Here is a 16,817-nt window from a genome sequence, read left to right on the forward strand (position 1 = left end):
CCCTCATCGCCCGGAATGCAAAGCCTCTGATCGAAAACCGCTGGCCGGGGGCGGTAGTGGCGACTATTATGCGCGCCTTCGAATTTAGCCTCTACAAGGCGCAAACCCATGCTAGTACTGGGATTAGAAACCTCCTGCGACGAAACCGGCGTCGCGCTATACGACAGTGAACGCGGGCTTTTGGCCGATGCACTGTTCAGTCAGATCGATTTGCACCGTGCCTATGGTGGCGTGGTGCCTGAGCTGGCATCACGGGATCACGTCAAACGCATGCTGCCCTTGATTCGTCAGGTGTTGGCCGAGGCAGACTGCGTGCCGACCGAAATCGATGCAATTGCCTACACGGCGGGGCCAGGCCTGGTCGGGGCCTTGCTAGTCGGGGCTTCCTGCGCCCAGGCACTGGCCTTCGCATGGGGCATTCCTGCCTTGGGCGTACACCACATGGAAGGCCATTTGCTGGCCCCCATGCTGGAAGAGCAGCCCCCAGAGTTCCCGTTCGTCGCATTGTTGGTGTCAGGTGGCCATACGCAGCTGGTTCAGGTGGATGGCATCGGTCAATACGCGCTGCTGGGCGAAACGCTGGACGATGCCGCAGGCGAGGCTTTCGACAAAACGGCGAAGATGATGGGACTCAACTATCCGGGTGGCCCTGAAATTGCCCGCCTTGCCGCCCAAGGTGTGGCGGGACGCTTTGTGTTCCCGCGGCCCATGACCGATCGCCCTGGCCTCGATTTCAGTTTCAGTGGCCTCAAGACCTTTGCCTTGAACACTTGGCAGCGCTGCGTGGCGGCGGGTGATGATAACGAACAGGCCCGTTGCGACATCGCGCTGGCGTTTCAGCAGGCCGTGGTTGAGACGCTCACCATCAAGTGCAAGCGCGCCCTGAAGCAGGCAGGTATGAAGCGTCTGGTGATTGCCGGCGGTGTGAGCGCAAACAAGGCGTTGCGGGCTTCGCTGGAGACCATGCTCGGTGGCATGAACGGTCAGGTGTTTTATGCGCGCCCTGAGTTTTGTACGGACAATGGCGCGATGATCGCATTCGCCGGGTGTCAGCGTTTGCAGGCGGGCCAGCATGAAAGCCTGGCGATCAGTGTGCAGGCGCGCTGGCCGATGGAGCAGTTAAAGCCTTTGTGACGGTGGTGTTCAGGCGTTTACTGGCCAGCATGAGGTATTTTCATGCGGGTAAATCAGAAATGCCGTTCGCGCCCGGCCATCAGGTCGCGTAAATTGCCGCGGTGGCGCCAGACAATCAGTGCGGTTAATCCACACATGGGCAGCAGCGCGGCAGGCTCTTGCCAGGCCAGGAGTGGCAGGGTCAAGGGGGTGGCGATCAGCGCGGCGAGTGAGCTGGTGCGGGTCAGCTGGAAGGTCAGCAGCCAGGCCAGGACGGCCAGCAAGGCGGCGGGAGGATAAAGCCCCAGCAGCATGCCGGCAGCCGTGGCGACGCCTTTGCCGCCCCTGAAGCGGAAGTACAGGGGATACATGTGCCCGATGACGGCGCACACACCAATCCAGGCTTGTTGCTGGAGTGGCAGGTTGAGTTGGTTGGCGAGCAGGACGGGCAGCAGGCCTTTGCACAGATCACCGAGCAAGGTCAGAACGGCCAGTTTTTTACCGGCCAGGCGTAACATATTGGTCGCGCCAGCATTGCCTGAGCCACTCATTCGCGGGTCGGGATTACCCGTCAGGCGGCTGAGCAAAATGGCGAAGGACAGCGAGCCAAGCAGGTAGGCGATAATCGCCAGTAACCAAAACATGCTAACTATTCCGGGCGAGGACGCCCTGATTCTAACGGCGCATTGCGCCCTTGTCGTGCTGCGGAGAAAAGTGCTTGGACAGAGTGTTTATCGAAGGCCTGGAAGTTGACACCGTGATCGGTGCCTATGACTGGGAGCGTGGCATCCGTCAGTGTTTGCGCCTTGATCTGAATTTTGCGTGGGATAACCGCCCGGCCGCAGCAGGGGATGATCTGACCCTTGCGCTGGACTACGCCAGCGTCTCGACCAGAATTCAGGCCTTTGCCGAGCAAGCCCACTACCAATTGGTAGAAACCTTTGCCGAGCATCTGACGGAAGTGTTGATGCGTGAATTCAATATTCCCTGGATGCACCTCAAGCTGACCAAGCCGGGCGCCGTCGCGGCCGCCACAGGGGTGGGCGTGGAGATTGAGCGCGGATGTCGCTAACTCAGGTTTTTCTCGGGTTGGGCAGTAATGTCGAGCGCGAAAAGCATTTACAGGCGGGGCTCGATGCGCTGGCTGGCTTCCTGCACGGCATGCAGTGCTCGGCGGTCTTCGAAAGCCAGCCTGTAGGCATCAAGAGTGGGCCTTTTTTCAACCTGGTGGTGGTGGCCAACACGGATCTTCCTTTAGCTGAGTTGAGCCGACGTTTGAAGCTGATCGAAGCCGATAACGGACGATATGCCCAGGATCGCAAGGGTTTGCCGCTGGACATTGACGTTTTGTTTTACGGCGATCTGGTGGGCAACTTTGACGGTTTGATCCTGCCGCGCGCCGAAATTCTCAAGAATGCCTTTGTGCTGTGGCCGCTTTCGCTCATCGCCCCTGACAAATTGCACCCGATTGTGGGTATCACGCTGAGTCAGATGTGGGCTGATGCGCAGATTGACCAAGTGCTCGCCCCGGCTGCGTTTGAATGGCGGGGCGAACCCTTAACACCTAAAGAGATGCTGAGGCACCTCTAAGGCGCTGCCGCTCTAACTTGTTGGACAGCGGCTACGAAGCAGGCCCCGGGTGTTTGCGGGTCTCTTTGTACGTGTGTATAGCCCTGAGCCGTTCGCGCTTGAGGGCTTCTCCCAATTCCGGCCCCTTGAAGCCCTGTTCCAGCAGCGGCTGAACGGCAACGGCCTGTGCCGCTTTTGCGGCGCCGCGCAGGTAATCAGCCTGCGGGTAAGGCCGATCTTCAAGTCCAAGGCGGCCCTTGGCGTCCATCTCGCACGCGACGATAAACTCCTCGAAGCGCTGAGGCCGGCGGTATACGTCAAACCGTTGCAGCAAATCCAGTAAGGTCGAGGCTTTCAGCTCAAAGGCACGATGCCCGTGGGTGTGATATTCACCGACCAGCAATGCAAGTTCCTGGCAATCGCGGGGCGCCTTGAAGCGCTCGTTCACCGCCTTGATCAGGCGCAGCCCTGTGTGTTCATGGGCAATGTGGCGAGGCCATTTATCTACAGGTGTTAGGCCTTTGCCCACATCATGTAGCAGGCACGCCCAGCGGACGGTCAAAGGCTGATGATGTCGCGCAGCTTGTTCAAGCACGCTGAGGGTGTGAATGCCGCTGTCGATTTCCGGGTGATGAGCCGGCGGCTGCGGTACGCCGAACAATGCCTGAACTTCCGGTAACAGCACCTCAAGAGCGCCGCACTGTCTGAGCACGTCGATAAAGACGTGGGGATGATCTTCCATCAGCGCGCGGGAGATTTCCTTCCAGCAGCGTTCCGGTGTCAGCGCCTGCAGTTCGCCCGAAGCCGACAGTTGACGCATCAGTTCAAGTGTTTCGTCTGCAACCTTGAAACCCAGGCCCGCATAACGTGCTGCAAAACGTGCAACGCGCAGCACCCGTAGCGGATCTTCGGCGAATGCCGGGGAAACATGGCGCAGTATGCGCGCTTCCAGGTCCCGTTGGCCGTGGTAGGGATCGGTGATAGTGCCCGCGTCATCTTCGGCCATCGCGTTAATGGTCAGATCGCGGCGGATCAAATCTTCTTCAAGGGTCACGTCAGGGCTGGCATGAAATACAAAGCCCCCATAGCCACGTCCGCTTTTACGCTCGGTGCGGGCGAGGGCGTATTCCTCACCGGTTTTGGGGTGCAGAAAGACCGGGAAGTCGGAACCCACGGGACGAAAGCCCTTGGCCAGCATTTGTTCTGCGCTTGCGCCTACCACGACCCAGTCGATGTCGGTGACGGGCTTGCCCAGCAAGCGGTCTCGGACTGCGCCGCCGACTTTATAAATCTTCATAAAAAACCTCCGTTAGCGCGACAGGATAACCGCTGCGTCGCGCAAACGGAGGTTCACGTGCGTCACAGGTGAATGGCGCTCAAATCCAGGCGCCCATAGTCAGCGTCCCCATGTTCGCCTTTAGGCGGAACATGATGGACTTTCATCACTTGATCTCCTTGCAGCGTCTCCAGATGAATATCGAAGCCCCACAGGCGGTGCAGGTGTTTAAGGACCTCGTCGGTGGAGTCTCCCAGCGGTTTGCGGTCATGTTGTTGATGGCGCAGGGTGAGGGAGCGGTCGCCGCGGCGATCAATGCTCCAGATCTGCACGTTGGGCTCGCGATTACCCAAGTTGTACTGCGCTGCCAGGGTTTCACGAATTATCCTGTAGCCGTTTTCGTCATGGATGGCGGGAACGAGTAAATCGTCCTTCTGATCGTCATCCATGATGCTGAACAACTTGAGGTCGCGCATCACCTTGGGAGACAGGTATTGCAGGATGAAGCTTTCGTCCTTGAAGCTGCTCATGGCGAACTTGATGCTCGATAACCAATCGCTACCGGCCAGTTCCGGGAACCAGCGGCGGTCTTCCTCGGTGGGGTCTTCACACATGCGCCGGATATCGCGGTACATCGCAAACCCCAGGGCATACGGGTTGATACCGCTGTAATAAGGGCTGTCAAAACCCGGCTGAAACACCACGCTGGTGTGCGAGGTCAGGAACTCCATCATGAAGCCTTCCGTCACCAGCCCTTCATCGTAAAGGTCGTTCATCAGGGTGTAGTGCCAGAAGGTTGCCCAGCCTTCGTTCATGACTTGTGTCTGGCGCTGCGGGTAAAAGTACTGTGCGATTTTACGTACGATTCGCACCACTTCCCGCTGCCAGGGTTCCAGCAGCGGCGCGTGTTTCTCGATGAAATACAGGATGTTTTCCTGCGGCTCGTCGGGGAAGCGTGCATTGTCTTTTTCGTTGAATTTGTCAGCGTTCTTGGGAATGGTGCGCCACAGGTCATTGATCTGTTTTTGCAGGTGCTCTTCGCGCTCCTTCTGACGCCGCCGCTCTTCTTCGGCCGAAATCGGGTAAGGCCGTTTGTAGCGGTCTACGCCGTAGTTCATGAGTGCATGGCAAGAGTCCAGCAGGTCTTCCACGGCATCGATACCGTGGCGCTCTTCGCATTGCATGATGTATTGCTTGGCGAACACCAGGTAATCAATGATCGAACTGGCATCAGTCCAGGTCCGGAACAGGTAATTGCCCTTGAAGAAGCTGTTGTGGCCATAGCAGGCATGGGCAACCACCAGGGCTTGCATGCAAATGGTGTTTTCTTCCATCAGGTAAGCGATGCACGGGTCTGAGTTGATGACGATTTCGTACGCCAGCCCCATTTGCCCACGGCTGTAGGATTTCTCGGTACTCAAGAAATGTTTGCCGTAGGACCAATGGTGATACCCCAACGGCATCCCGACAGAGGCATAGGCGTCCATCATTTGCTCGGCGGTAATCACCTCAATCTGGTTGGGGTAGGTGTCCAGTGCATACCGTTCTGCCAGGCGACCGATTTCCCGGTCGTAGGCCTGGATCAGTTCAAAGGTCCACTCGGAGCCAGTGGAGATAGGGTGGCGCTTATTCTCTTTGGCGGTCATGTCACTAACCTGCGCTGGAAGAGTTCACGGAAGACCGGGTAAATATCGCCGGCCGAGACCAGTTGTTGCTGAGCGAAGGTGTCGGGAAAAGCCTCGTTGATACGCTCATATTCGTACCAGAGTGCCTGATGTTCGCGCGGGGTAATTTCCACGTAAGTGTAGTACTGCACGAACGGCATGATCTGGTTGATCAGAATGTCGCGGCAAATGGGTGAGTCGTCGTTCCAGTTGTCACCGTCGGAAGCCTGGGCGGCGTAAATGTTCCATTCATTCGTGGGATAGCGCTCGGCCATGATCTCCTGCATCAACTTGAGAGCGCTGGACACGATGGTGCCGCCGGTTTCCCGTGAATAGAAAAACTCCTCTTCGTCCACTTCCCGTGCGCTGGTGTGGTGGCGAATAAAGACCACCTCGATCTTGTCGTAATTTCGCTTCAGAAACAGGTACAGCAGGATAAAGAACCGCTTGGCGATGTCCTTGGTGGCTTGTGTCATGGAGCCTGAAACGTCCATCAGGCAGAACATCACCGCCTTTGAACTCGGGTTGGGGTGTTTGACCAGCAAGTTGTACTTCAGGTCGAAGGTGTCGAGGAACGGCACGCGATGAATCCGGGCGCTGAGTTTCTCGATTTCAGCTTCGATGTCTTTGATATCACCGAAATTGTCCGGTTCTTCGCGCTTCAAGCGCTCCAGTTCAGTTTTGGCTTCTTTGAGTCGAGCGCGGCTGCTGCCGGTCAGTGCGATGCGCCGGGCATGGGCTGAGCGCAAGGTCCGGATGATGTTGATGCGTGAGGGGTTGCCCTCGTTACTGATCCCGGCACGCACGGTTTTAAAGGTGTCAGTGCCGGTCAGGTGGCGTTTGACCAGGTTCGGCAACTCGAGGTCTTCGAACATGAACTCGAGGAATTCCTCCTGGGTGATTTGAAACACAAACTCATCCATGCCCTCGCCGGAATTGCCTGCTTTGCCCGGGCCGCCTCCGCCCCCGGACCCGCCTTGGGGGCGCTGAATGTGTTCGCCGCTGGTGAACTCCTTATTGCCCGGGTGTACGACGGTCTGTTTGCCGCCGCGACCGTGGTGCAACACCGGCTCATCAATGTCGCGACCGGGAATGCTGATCTGTTCGCCATGCTCCATGTCGGTGATGGAACGCCGGCCCACGGCTTCTTCGACGGCCTTTTTGATGTGGTCGCGATAGCGCCGCAGAAAACGCTGGCGGTTTACCGTGCTCTTGTTCTTGCCATTGAGGCGTCGATCGATCACATAGCTCATAAGCCCTCCGGGCCGCTTCAAGAGGTGAGCTGCACGCCGCAAGCCACTGCGAGCTCCCGGGTCAGGGAGTGTTCGTCAGGCGCGAGCAGCGTGTAGCCGGGCGCTTGCCGCTGCCTCACTGCGATTTTCTGACCCGCAGGTACCACTCAGAGAGCAGTCGTACTTGTTTGTCGGTGTAGCCGCGTTCAACCATTCGGGTCACAAAGTCGTTGTGCTTCTGTTGATCCTCTTTGCTCGCCTTGGCGTTGAAGCTGATGACCGGCAACAGGTCTTCGGTGTTGGAGAACATTTTCTTCTCGATGACCACCCGCAGTTTTTCGTAGCTGAGCCACGTCGGGTTCTTGCCATTGTTGTTGGCGCGGGCACGCAGAACGAAATTGACGATTTCGTTGCGGAAATCTTTCGGATTGCTGATGCCCGCAGGTTTTTCGATTTTTTCCAGTTCCTCATTAAGGGCAATGCGGTTGAGGATTTCTCCGGTTTCGGGGTCGCGGTATTCCTGGTCTTGAATCCAGAAGTCTGCGTAAAGCACGTAGCGGTCGAAAATGTTTTGCCCGTATTCGCTATAGGACTCCAGGTAAGCGGTCTGGATTTCCTTGCCGATGAACTCGATATACCGGGGCGCCAGGTACTCTTTCAAAAAGCGCAGATAACGCTCGCGGGTTTCGGGCTGGAACTGCTCTTGTTCAATTTGTTGCTCAAGCACGTAGAGCAAGTGCACCGGGTTGGCGGCGATTTCGTGCGGGTCGAAGTTAAAGACTTTGGACAAAATCTTGAAAGCAAAGCGGGTCGAGAGACCGTTCATGCCTTCGTCCACACCGGCGCTGTCGCGGTACTCCTGAATGGATTTGGCCTTTGGATCGGTGTCCTTGAGGTTTTCGCCGTCGTAGACCCGCATTTTGGAGTAGATGTTGGAGTTTTCCGGTTCTTTGAGGCGTGACAGTACTGTGAACTGCGCCAGCATCTTCAGGGTGTCAGGTGCGCAATGGGCCTTGGCCAGCGAGCTGTTATACAGCAGCTTGTCGTAGATTTTGACTTCGTCACTGACCCGCAGGCAGTACGGCACTTTGACGATGTAAATTCGGTCGATGAACGCTTCGTTGTTTTTGTTGTTACGGAAGGTGTGCCATTCCGATTCGTTGGAGTGCGCAAGCAAAACCCCGGTAAACGGAATCGCCCCCAGTCCTTCGGTACTGTTGTAGTTACCTTCCTGAGTGGCCGTGAGCAATGGATGCAGCACCTTGATCGGTGCCTTGAACATCTCAACGAACTCCATCAGACCCTGGTTGGCGCGGCACAAAGCGCCGGAATAGCTGTAGGCGTCGGCGTCGTTTTGCGGGAATTCTTCGAGCTTGCGGATATCGACCTTGCCCACCAATGCCGAAATGTCCTGGTTGTTTTCATCACCGGGTTCGGTTTTCGCCACTGCAATCTGGTTAAGGATCGACGGGTAGAGTTTGACCACCCTGAACTGGCTGATGTCGCCGCCAAATTCAGCCAGCCGCTTGGTGGCCCAGGGCGACATGATAGTGCTCAGGTAGCGCTTGGAGATCCCGAAGTCTTCCTCAAGAATCGCGCCATCTTCCGTGGCGTTGAACAGGCCCAGTGGTGATTCGAATACCGGCGAGCCTTTAATGGCGTAGAACGGGACCTTCTCGATCAATTGCTTGAGTTTTTCAGCCAGGGACGACTTACCGCCACCCACCGGGCCGAGGAGGTAAAGGATTTGCTTTTTCTCTTCCAGCCCTTGGGCTGCATGGCGGAAGTAGGAAACGATCTGTTCAATGCACTCTTCCATTCCGTGGAAGTCGGCAAAGGCGGGATACCGGCGAATCACTTTGTTGGAGAAGATTCGCGAGAGGCGAGAGTCTGTCGAGGTGTCCAGCAGTTGCGGTTCACCAATGGCCATCAACAGCCGTTCGGCGGCCGAGGCGTAAGCGCTTTTATCGTTTTTGCACAGCTCAAGGTATTCCTGGAGCGTAAGTTCTTCCTGGCGCGTGGATTCAAAGCGCTGTTGGAAGTGGCTAAAAATACTCATGACGTCACCTCGCTCGATACGTGGAGCCGGCGATTGATCGGTCAGTTCGAGTGCTGGCATGCGGCAACGTTGCTGTTGCTGTGTACCCCCCAGGACACCATCAAAGGGGCTAACCCTTTGAAGTTACTACTGATGATCCTCACGCCGGTGTACCGGCTCTCCCCAGATTCGGATGGCCTGAGCTAAAGGATAGTTGGTTCTGGGAGAGGTCAAGGCGAGATGCGCGAATTGTTGTGTGCGACCGTTGGTCAGGCAGGGCGCCAGCCCACTGAATACGTGGGCTTGGCGTGTTTTAAAAAATTATTCCTCCGGGCTTTGGGCGATTTCGCCCGGATAAGTCGTCCGCCACAACTCGAAACCACCGTCGAGGCTATACACATCGCTGAATCCTTGACCTACCAGGTAAGCCGCCGCGCTCTGACTTGAATTGCCGTGGTAGCAAGCGACGATCAGCGGCGCATCCAGATCGGCCTTGGTAATGAAGTCGTGCAGCGAGTGGTTGTCCAAGTGCTGCGCGTTTTTGATATGCCCGGCGGCATAGGCTTGCGGGTCTCGAATGTCGACCACCACGGCGCCGTGTTCGCGCAGTGCTTGGGCCTGTTCGGGAGGGATACGTTTGAAATCGGTCATGGGAAATTCCTGTGGCCTGACTACGGGCGTGGAGTCGTTACGCCCAAAGGTTGGGAAGGGGGTTGGACGCTGGCGGGGGCTTTAAGGTGCAGATCATCGCAGTCGCAGCTCAAACGCTGGCCGCTGTCGACGTTGAGCAGGGTCATGGCGCCGCCCCAAACGCAGCCGGTGTCGAGGGCGTAGATGCCGGGCTCTTTGCAGTTGCCCTCAAGTGCGGCCCAGTGACCGAAGATAATCTTGAGGTCTTGGGTTTTGCGTTCTTTATAACTGAACCACGGTGCATAACCGGGTGGAGCGCTGCCCACGCCTTCTTTGCTTTTAAGGTCGAGTTTGCCGTCGCGGGTGCAAAACCGCATGCGGGTGAAGTAGTTGGTAATGACGCGCAGGCGTGCAATGCCCGTGAGGTCGCTGTCCCATTTGGCAGGCTCGTTGCCGTACATGCCATCAAGGAATGGGCCCAAGAGGCTGTCATCGCGCAACGCGTGCTCCACTTCGCCAGCATATTTGAGGGCTTTTTTCAGGCTCCATTGCGGGGGAATGCCTGCGTGGACCAGGGCGGTATTTCGCTCGAGGTCGTAATGCAACAGCGGTTGCTGGCGCAGCCAGTCCAGCAGTTGGTCGCAATCCGGTGCCTCAAGGATCTCGCGAAGCGTGTCACCCTTTTTCAGGCGCTCAATGTTGTTGCCCACCGCAAGCAGGTGCAGGTCGTGGTTGCCCAGCACGCAGACCAGTGATTCACGCAGGCCATACAGAAAACGCAGCGTCTCCAGCGACTCAGGGCCACGGTTTACGAGGTCGCCTACCAGCCACAGGGTGTCTTTGGTCGGATCAAAGGCGACCCGCTCCAGCAAGCATTTGAGGGGTTGGAGGCAGCCTTGGAGGTCACCCACGGCATAGACCGCCATCAGTGCAGTGCTCCGGGGACGGCGAGGCGAAAGGGCGCAATGATGGCCTTGAATTCATGATCGTCTTGGGCGTGCATCAGGTAGCTGCCCTGCATGGTGCCGACCTGTGTGGTGATCACGGAGCCGCTGCTGTAGGTGTGTGCCTGACCCGGCTTGATCAACGGTTGTTGCCCGACCACACCGGCACCGCGTACTTCTTCGCTGTGCCCGTCGCCATCGGTGATGATCCAGTGACGCGACAGCAGTTTTGCGGGGATTGAGCCGTTGTTCTTCACCGTGATGGTGTAGGCGAAGGCGAAGCGGTCGTGCTCGGGTTGAGATTGTTCTGGCAAGTAACGGGTGACGACGCTGACGTCAACCTGATAGCGGGGTTCGGACATGCGGTAGGCCTTACTTGAAAGCAGAGACACAGCTCGGGATAAAACTGATGCCTGAGTCTAGGCCAAGTCACGGGTACTAGGCCAGATGCGGCCAGTACCCGATTTGTAAGGACGGTCAGTCGGCAGCGGGCGCTGGGACGGCTTGCTCGCTTAGTTTGTCGGCCAGGCGCACAAAGGCTGCCAGGTCGAGTTGTTCGGGACGCTTGCTGCCATCGACGCCCGCGGCTTCGATTTCAGCGTTGCTCAGCAAGGCTTTGAGGGTGTTGCGCAACGTTTTGCGACGCTGGTTAAAGGCCTCGCGCACGACGCGCTCCAGCAAACGATGGTCCTTGGCCGGGTGCGGCAGGGTCTCGTGTGGCACCAGACGCACAATGGCCGAGTCGACTTTGGGCGGCGGGTTGAAGGCGCCCGGCCCGACGTTGAACAGGTGTTCCACGCGGCAATGGTACTGAACCATGATCGACAGACGGCCCCAGTCGCCACCGCCCGGACCTGCGGCCATACGCTCAACCACTTCTTTTTGCAGCATGAAGTGCATGTCGCGGATCAATTCGGCGTTTTTCAACAGGTGAAAAATCAGCGGCGTGGAGATGTTGTACGGCAGGTTGCCGACCACACGCAGGGTGCGGGGTGCCGCGCCCAGTGTGTTGAAGTCGAACTTGAGGGCGTCGCCCTGATGCAGGTTGAAGTTGCTCATGCCTGCGAACTGTTGGTTCAGGATCGGGATCAGGTCTTTGTCCAGTTCGACCACGTCAAGCTGGCCGCCACTGTGGAGGATGCCTTCAGTCAATGCGCCCTGGCCCGGGCCGATCTCCAGCAGGCGATCGCCTGCCTTGGCATTGATGGCGCGCAGGATGCGGTCGATAACACCAGCATCGTGCAGGAAGTTTTGACCAAAGCGCTTACGCGCCTTGTGTTGGTATTGCTCGTTCATAAACGGGTCTCGGCCATCTGGTAGGCGGTTTCCAGGGCGACTTGCAGGCTGCCGGTGTCGATCTTGCCGCTGCCTGCCAGATCCAGGGCAGTGCCATGGTCAACAGAGGTGCGGATGATCGGCAAGCCCAGGGTGATGTTGACGGCGGCGCCAAACCCTTTGTACTTCAGCACGGGCAGGCCTTGGTCGTGGTACATCGCCAGCACTGCGTCACAGTGCTCCAGATATTTGGGGGTAAACAGAGTGTCGGCAGGCAGCGGGCCACGCAGGTCCATGCCCTCGCTGCGCAGAAGCTCCAGGGTGGGTTCGATAATGTCGATTTCTTCATGGCCCAAATGTCCGCCTTCGCCCGCATGGGGGTTGAGCCCGCACACCAGGATTCGCGGTTGGGCAATGCCGAATTTTTGTTGCAGGTCGGCGTGCAGAATCCGCGTCACCCGCATCAGGCGTTCGGGGGTGATTGCATCCGCGACCTGACGCAGCGGCAAGTGTGTGGTGACAAGCGCCACGCGAAGGCCGCGGGTGGCGAGCATCATCACAACCTGTTCGGTGCGGGTCAGGTCGGCGAGGAATTCGGTATGACCGGAAAACGGGATGCCGGCTTCATTGATAACGCCCTTGTGGACAGGGGCGGTAATCATGCCCGCGAAGTCGCCGTCCACACAGCCTTGGGCGGCGCGGGTCAACGTGTGCAGCACAAAGGCGGCATTGGCCTTGTCCAGTACGCCGGGCGTCACCGCAGCGCTCAGTGGGGTATCCCACACATACAAGCTGCCTGCGGGCGCCGGTTGTTCGGGCCATTGCCCCGGCACGACGGGCAGCAGGTTGACGTCCACCCCCAGCTGGGCGGCCCGCTCAGAGAGCAGGTCGCAGCTGGTGATGGCAATCAGGGGATGGGGCTGGTGTTGCGAAGCGAGCAGCAGGCACAGGTCTGGACCTATGCCTGCCGGTTCGCCGGGTGTCAGTGCAAACCGCTGGGTGTTCACTGAGCCGCCTGGCTTGCGCTCTCGTCCGAGTTCGCGCCGGGCAGTTTGATCTCTACGTAGGCTTCGTCACGGATCTGACGCAACCAGCTTTGCAGCTCTTCGTCGTACTTACGGTTGCGCAAGGCGTTCATGGCCTGTTGCTCACGCGCTTGAGAGGTGCTGTCCGTGGCGCGGCGACCGAGTACTTCCAGCACATGCCAGCCGTATTGAGTCTTGAACGGTTTGGACAATACGCCTTGAGGCGTGTCGGACATGGCGGCACGGAACTCGGGAACCAGTGAGTTGGGGTTGACCCAATTCAAATCGCCGCCGTTAAGTGCCGAGCCCGGGTCTTCGGAGTAGGTTTTTGCCAGGGTGGCAAAATCTTCGCCCGCTTCGATGCGGTCGTGGATTTTGTTGATCAGGGCTTCGGTCTGCGCTTCAGTGCGGATTTCGCTTGGCTTGATCAGGATGTGACGAACATGTACTTCGTCCACTACCACTGACTGGCCGCCGCGCTTGGCATTGAGCTTAAGGATGATGAAGCCGCCCGGTGTACGAATGGGCTCGGTGATTTCGCCAACCGGCATTTTGCTGAGCAGGCTGTCAAACGGAGGTGGCAGTTGAGCTGCTTTACGCCAGCCCATGTCGCCACCTTCCAGAGCAGTGTCGCTGCCCGAACGGGCAATCGCCATCTGGCCGAAGTCGGCGCCTTTCTTCAGTTGGTTGTAGACATCAACCGCTTGCTTGTAGGCGTTCTGGATGGCTTCCGAATTCGCGCTTTCAGGCGTTGGAATCAGGATATTGGCCAACTGGAACTCTTCGGACATCTGCATCTTGCCCAGGTCCGATTTCAGGAAGTTTTGCACTTCCTGATCGGTGACCTGAATGCGCTCGGCCACACGACGCTGGCGCACACGGCTGATCGTCATTTCGCGGCGAATCTGCTCGCGGGCGTCTTCATAAGACAGACCGTCGTGTGCCAGGGCCCTGCGGAACTGATCGATGGTCATGCCATTGCGCTGGGCAATGGTGGCCACGGCATCGTTCAGCTCTTCATCGGTGATACGAATGCCCATGCGCTCGCCGAGCTGCAATTGCAGGTTCTCGACGATCAGGCGCTCCAGCACTTGCTGATCCAACACGCTGGTAGGCGGTACGCCCTGACCGCGTTTGGCGATGGTTTGCTGAACTTCATGAACACGCTGGTCCAGTTGGCTCTGCATGATCACGTCGTTGTCAACGATGGCAACGATTTTGTCGAGAGGTTTAACCGCGGCGTGAGCCGCGGTACCCAGGAACAACGCGCCCAGCACTAGCGGGCGCAAACACTCAGAAAGCTTGATCTTCACGTTCACGATAACCTTGGATGCCTTTGTCGAGGAAGCTCTCTACTTTGGTGCCAACAACGCCACCGAGACCTTTCAGCACAATTTGAAGGAAGAGACCATGGTCGCCCTTTTCGTTGGTCGGGGCTTCTTGGGTGTACTCATCGTTGTCGACCCAGTAACGGTTGATCAGACGAAGTTTCCAGCAGCAGTTGTCGTATTCGAAACCACCGAAGGCTTCCAGCGTGCGGTTACGGTTGTAGTCGTACTGCCAGCGGCTGATGACGTTCCACTGCGGCACGATCGGCCAGATAACCGAGAAATCATGCTGCTGGATCTTGTAGTAGTCCTTGATGTAGCCAGGTTCACCTTTCTTACCGAAGTCACCGCCGCCGATTTCCCACTTACCGGTGTACTGGTTGTAGCGCACCTGGTCATTGCGATAGCGATAGCCAATGTTGACGACTTTGTTCGGATTGTCTTCCGGCTGGTAATGCATCATCGCGCTGCCAGAACGTGGGCTGCGGGTTTCCGGGTCCCAGTTGTAGTCAGCGGTTGCGCGCCAGTCACGGTTGAAACGGTAGGCGTACTCAAGTGCATACGGCGAAACGCTGGAGGTGGAATCGTCGCGGTTCTCCTCAATACCTGGCATTTGCACTTTGCGATCTTTGAAGTAATAGGCTTGGCCCACGCTGATGCGCTGGCGCTCAAAGCCGTTTTCTTCAATCCAGCGGCTGGTCAGGCCCAGCGACAGTTTGTTTTCGTCGCCCACACGGTCGCTGCCCGAGAAGCGGTTGTCCCGCCACAGGGAGCCGTAGCTGAAAGTGCTTTCGCCTGTGTCGAAGACCGGGATATCAGTCTGGTCGCGTTCTGGTACGTACAGATAGAACGCACGCGGCTCGAGGGTCTGACGGTAGTTGGTGCCGAACCATTGAGTGTTGCGATCAAAGTAAAGGCCGCTGTCGATACTGGCAATTGGCACGCTGCGGTTTTGGGAACTGTTAAATTTCTGCCCGGTCTTTGTCAAATAGTCTTTGCCGGTACCATCCAGATCAAGATCGTACTGGGTGTACATGTACTTGAGCGTTGGCGTGACATAGCCATAGCTCGCTGTCATCGGCAGGCTCATGCTTGGAGCAAGATTTAGACGTGTGCCATTTGCTCGAGCCAAACCTGTGACGTTAGTGTCAAGCCGCTTAGCAGGGGTGCCGTCTTCGTTGATGAAGTCACCGTTTTCAAGGTCACGATCAAACCGTACCAGTTCGGTGTTGTAGTTAAAGTTCACACCACCCGGGTGATACGGCAGCGCACCATTGAAAGTGATTTGCGGCAGCTTGTTGTAAGGCGTGATTTGCGTCACGGTGGCCATTTGATAGGCCTGCGCATTCAACTTCGCGTTAAACGTGTCGCCACGGTACGTCACCGAACCCTGCTGGTTCACGTAGTCTTGACTTTCAATACCGATCTGTTCGGTTTCAAGATCCTGGAAGTAATACGGATCGCTGATCTTGGTGTAGTCGACCTCGGTCAGGACGCGCGAGTCCAGGCCACCCTTGTGCTGCCAGTTGAGCATGTAGCGGGTGTCTTTGTAGTCAGTCTGCTCTTTACGCTTGTCGTCCTTGTCGTTCAGGTAAGCAGCACCGAACTGGCCTTCGCTGGACTCGGTGAGGTAGCGGAATTCGCCTTCCATCAACAAGCCGCGTTTGGTCATGTAGCGCGGGTACAACGTGGCGTCGTAGTTGGGCGCCAGGTTGAAGTAGTACGGGGTCACGAGCATAAAGCCGGTGTCGGTGCTGCTGCTGAACGACGGCGGCAGGAAACCGGACTGACGGCGATCGTCGATCGGGAAGTAGATGTACGGGGTGTAGAAGACCGGAATGTCTTTGACCCGTAACGTCACGTTGGTTGCCGTACCGAAACCGGTGGCCGGGTTCAACGTGATGTTGTTGCCCTTGAGTTGCCAGGCGTTGCTGTTCGGTTCGCACGTGGTGTACGTACCATCCTTGAGGCGGATGATCGCGTTTTCGCCGCGCTTGGCGTACAGCGCACTGCCGCGAATGCGCGACTTGTGCAGGATGTATTCAGCGTTGTCGACCTTGGCCGCGCCGGTGTCGAGCTGCACATCGGCGTGATCGCCGACGATCAGTGCACCGTTGTCGCGCAGGCGGACTTTGCCATTGAGCTCGCCGCGGTTTTCAGCCTGATACAGGCTGGCTTCGTCGGCCTCAATCTGCATGCTGCCCTGACGCATGACAACGTCACCGGCCAGCGTTGCGATCTGTTCTTCCTGCTGGTAGCGGGAAGCCTTGGCGCCGATAAAGGTCGGCGCATCGCTTTTGCTGGTCGGGTCGTTCATGCCCGGACGGATCGGCTCGACATACGCGCCTGCGCAATACGGGCCGGTCTCGGCCAGTTGTGCGGGGGTCAGCTTGTCTCGCGGAACCCAGTCGAGGTGACTGTAGTCGGCACTGCGCGCTTTGAGACCACGGCCCTTGGCTTCTGTCACCAAAGGGGTCTGGGCGACCTCCTCGACGGGTTCGCCATTGGCGCCCACCGAGTTGGCGTTGTGAACCGGGCGCGGCGGCAATTGAGCCGTGGTCGCTTTCGGTGCGCAGTCCCAGCCGCCCGAAGCCGACACGGAACAGTCATACTGCTCCTCGGCAACAGCGAAAGGCGTGGCTAGAGGTTGCATGGCCAGCAAACTGCCGGTTACCAGCAACGGAAATTTTTTACGAAACGCGGGGGATTTCAATGCCATCTTA

General features: G+C 57.7%; 16 protein-coding genes. 4 read left to right on the forward strand and 12 right to left on the reverse strand.

The window, feature by feature from the left end; genetic code table 11:
• The first annotated feature begins 108 nt into the window (after positions 1-108).
• Positions 109-1,134, forward strand: a complete 1,026-nt coding sequence (tsaD, locus tag BKD70_RS04955) for a tRNA (adenosine(37)-N6)-threonylcarbamoyltransferase complex transferase subunit TsaD (protein WP_047278033.1) — start codon at positions 109-111, stop codon at positions 1,132-1,134.
• 53 nt (positions 1,135-1,187) lie between these two features.
• Here tsaD and plsY read toward each other — a convergent pair whose 3' ends face one another.
• Positions 1,188-1,757, reverse strand: coding sequence for a glycerol-3-phosphate 1-O-acyltransferase PlsY (plsY, locus tag BKD70_RS04960; protein WP_047278031.1), 570 nt, complete (start codon positions 1,755-1,757; stop codon positions 1,188-1,190).
• 74 nt (positions 1,758-1,831) lie between these two features.
• On the opposite strand from plsY, the gene folB reads away from it, so the two are divergent.
• Together folB and folK are read left to right on the forward strand one after the other, a co-directional pair.
• A complete protein-coding gene (gene folB, locus BKD70_RS04965) occupies positions 1,832-2,185 on the forward strand; it encodes a dihydroneopterin aldolase (RefSeq protein WP_047278029.1) in 354 nt (117 codons plus the stop codon).
• A complete protein-coding gene (gene folK / locus BKD70_RS04970) occupies positions 2,176-2,703 on the forward strand; it encodes a 2-amino-4-hydroxy-6-hydroxymethyldihydropteridine diphosphokinase (protein ID WP_047278026.1) in 528 nt (175 codons plus the stop codon). Before folB ends, folK begins: the two co-directional genes overlap by 10 nt.
• A 31-nt stretch (positions 2,704-2,734) precedes the next feature.
• Here the strand turns inward: folK and BKD70_RS04975 are convergent, their stop codons facing one another.
• From BKD70_RS04975 to BKD70_RS04990, 4 genes are all read right to left on the reverse strand, one after another.
• The gene (locus BKD70_RS04975; protein ID WP_047278024.1) at positions 2,735-3,979 is read right to left on the reverse strand and encodes a multifunctional CCA addition/repair protein; all 1,245 of its coding nucleotides are present in this window, start codon (positions 3,977-3,979) and stop codon (positions 2,735-2,737) included.
• Positions 3,980-4,041: 62 nt separating this feature from the next.
• The gene (locus tag BKD70_RS04980) at positions 4,042-5,604 is read right to left on the reverse strand and encodes a SpoVR family protein (protein ID WP_047278022.1); all 1,563 of its coding nucleotides are present in this window, start codon (positions 5,602-5,604) and stop codon (positions 4,042-4,044) included.
• Positions 5,601-6,875: a YeaH/YhbH family protein gene (locus BKD70_RS04985; protein WP_047278020.1), complete on the reverse strand. Its 1,275-nt coding sequence runs from the start codon at positions 6,873-6,875 to the stop codon at positions 5,601-5,603. Before BKD70_RS04985 ends, BKD70_RS04980 begins: the two co-directional genes overlap by 4 nt.
• A gap of 115 nt (positions 6,876-6,990) precedes the next feature.
• Positions 6,991-8,913, reverse strand: a complete 1,923-nt coding sequence (locus tag BKD70_RS04990; RefSeq protein ID WP_047278017.1) for a PrkA family serine protein kinase — start codon at positions 8,911-8,913, stop codon at positions 6,991-6,993.
• Here BKD70_RS04990 and BKD70_RS24670 point away from each other — a divergent pair.
• Positions 8,896-9,099, forward strand: a complete 204-nt coding sequence (locus BKD70_RS24670; protein ID WP_139048417.1) for a hypothetical protein — start codon at positions 8,896-8,898, stop codon at positions 9,097-9,099. The genes BKD70_RS04990 and BKD70_RS24670 overlap by 18 nt on opposite strands.
• 114 nt (positions 9,100-9,213) lie before the next feature.
• On the opposite strand, the gene glpE is transcribed toward BKD70_RS24670, so the two are convergent.
• The 7 genes from glpE to BKD70_RS05025 form a co-directional block, all read right to left on the reverse strand.
• Positions 9,214-9,543, reverse strand: a complete 330-nt coding sequence (glpE, locus tag BKD70_RS04995; RefSeq protein WP_047278014.1) for a thiosulfate sulfurtransferase GlpE — start codon at positions 9,541-9,543, stop codon at positions 9,214-9,216.
• 20 nt (positions 9,544-9,563) lie between these two features.
• Positions 9,564-10,448 (reverse strand): symmetrical bis(5'-nucleosyl)-tetraphosphatase, encoded by an 885-nt coding sequence (locus BKD70_RS05000; protein WP_047278012.1) that lies wholly within the window; start codon positions 10,446-10,448, stop codon positions 9,564-9,566.
• On the reverse strand, positions 10,448-10,828 hold the full coding sequence (apaG, locus tag BKD70_RS05005; RefSeq protein ID WP_047278010.1) for a Co2+/Mg2+ efflux protein ApaG: 381 nt from the start codon (positions 10,826-10,828) through the stop codon (positions 10,448-10,450). Before apaG ends, BKD70_RS05000 begins: the two co-directional genes overlap by 1 nt.
• A 115-nt stretch (positions 10,829-10,943) precedes the next feature.
• Positions 10,944-11,762: a 16S rRNA (adenine(1518)-N(6)/adenine(1519)-N(6))-dimethyltransferase RsmA gene (gene rsmA / locus BKD70_RS05010; protein ID WP_047278008.1), complete on the reverse strand. Its 819-nt coding sequence runs from the start codon at positions 11,760-11,762 to the stop codon at positions 10,944-10,946.
• The gene (pdxA, locus tag BKD70_RS05015; protein WP_047278005.1) at positions 11,759-12,748 is read right to left on the reverse strand and encodes a 4-hydroxythreonine-4-phosphate dehydrogenase PdxA; all 990 of its coding nucleotides are present in this window, start codon (positions 12,746-12,748) and stop codon (positions 11,759-11,761) included. The genes rsmA and pdxA overlap by 4 nt, the downstream gene beginning before the upstream one ends.
• On the reverse strand, positions 12,745-14,085 hold the full coding sequence (gene surA / locus BKD70_RS05020) for a peptidylprolyl isomerase SurA (protein WP_169859664.1): 1,341 nt from the start codon (positions 14,083-14,085) through the stop codon (positions 12,745-12,747). The genes pdxA and surA overlap by 4 nt, the downstream gene beginning before the upstream one ends.
• Positions 14,060-16,813 carry an LPS-assembly protein LptD gene (locus BKD70_RS05025; protein WP_047278003.1) on the reverse strand — a complete coding sequence of 918 codons (2,754 nt, stop codon included), beginning with the start codon at positions 16,811-16,813 and terminating at the stop codon, positions 14,060-14,062. Before BKD70_RS05025 ends, surA begins: the two co-directional genes overlap by 26 nt.
• Between the last annotated feature and the right edge of the window lie 4 nt (positions 16,814-16,817).

The organism is Pseudomonas sp. BS-2016 (genome assembly GCF_001806145.1).
Classification (GTDB): Bacteria; Pseudomonadota; Gammaproteobacteria; order Pseudomonadales; family Pseudomonadaceae; genus Aquipseudomonas; species Aquipseudomonas lundensis.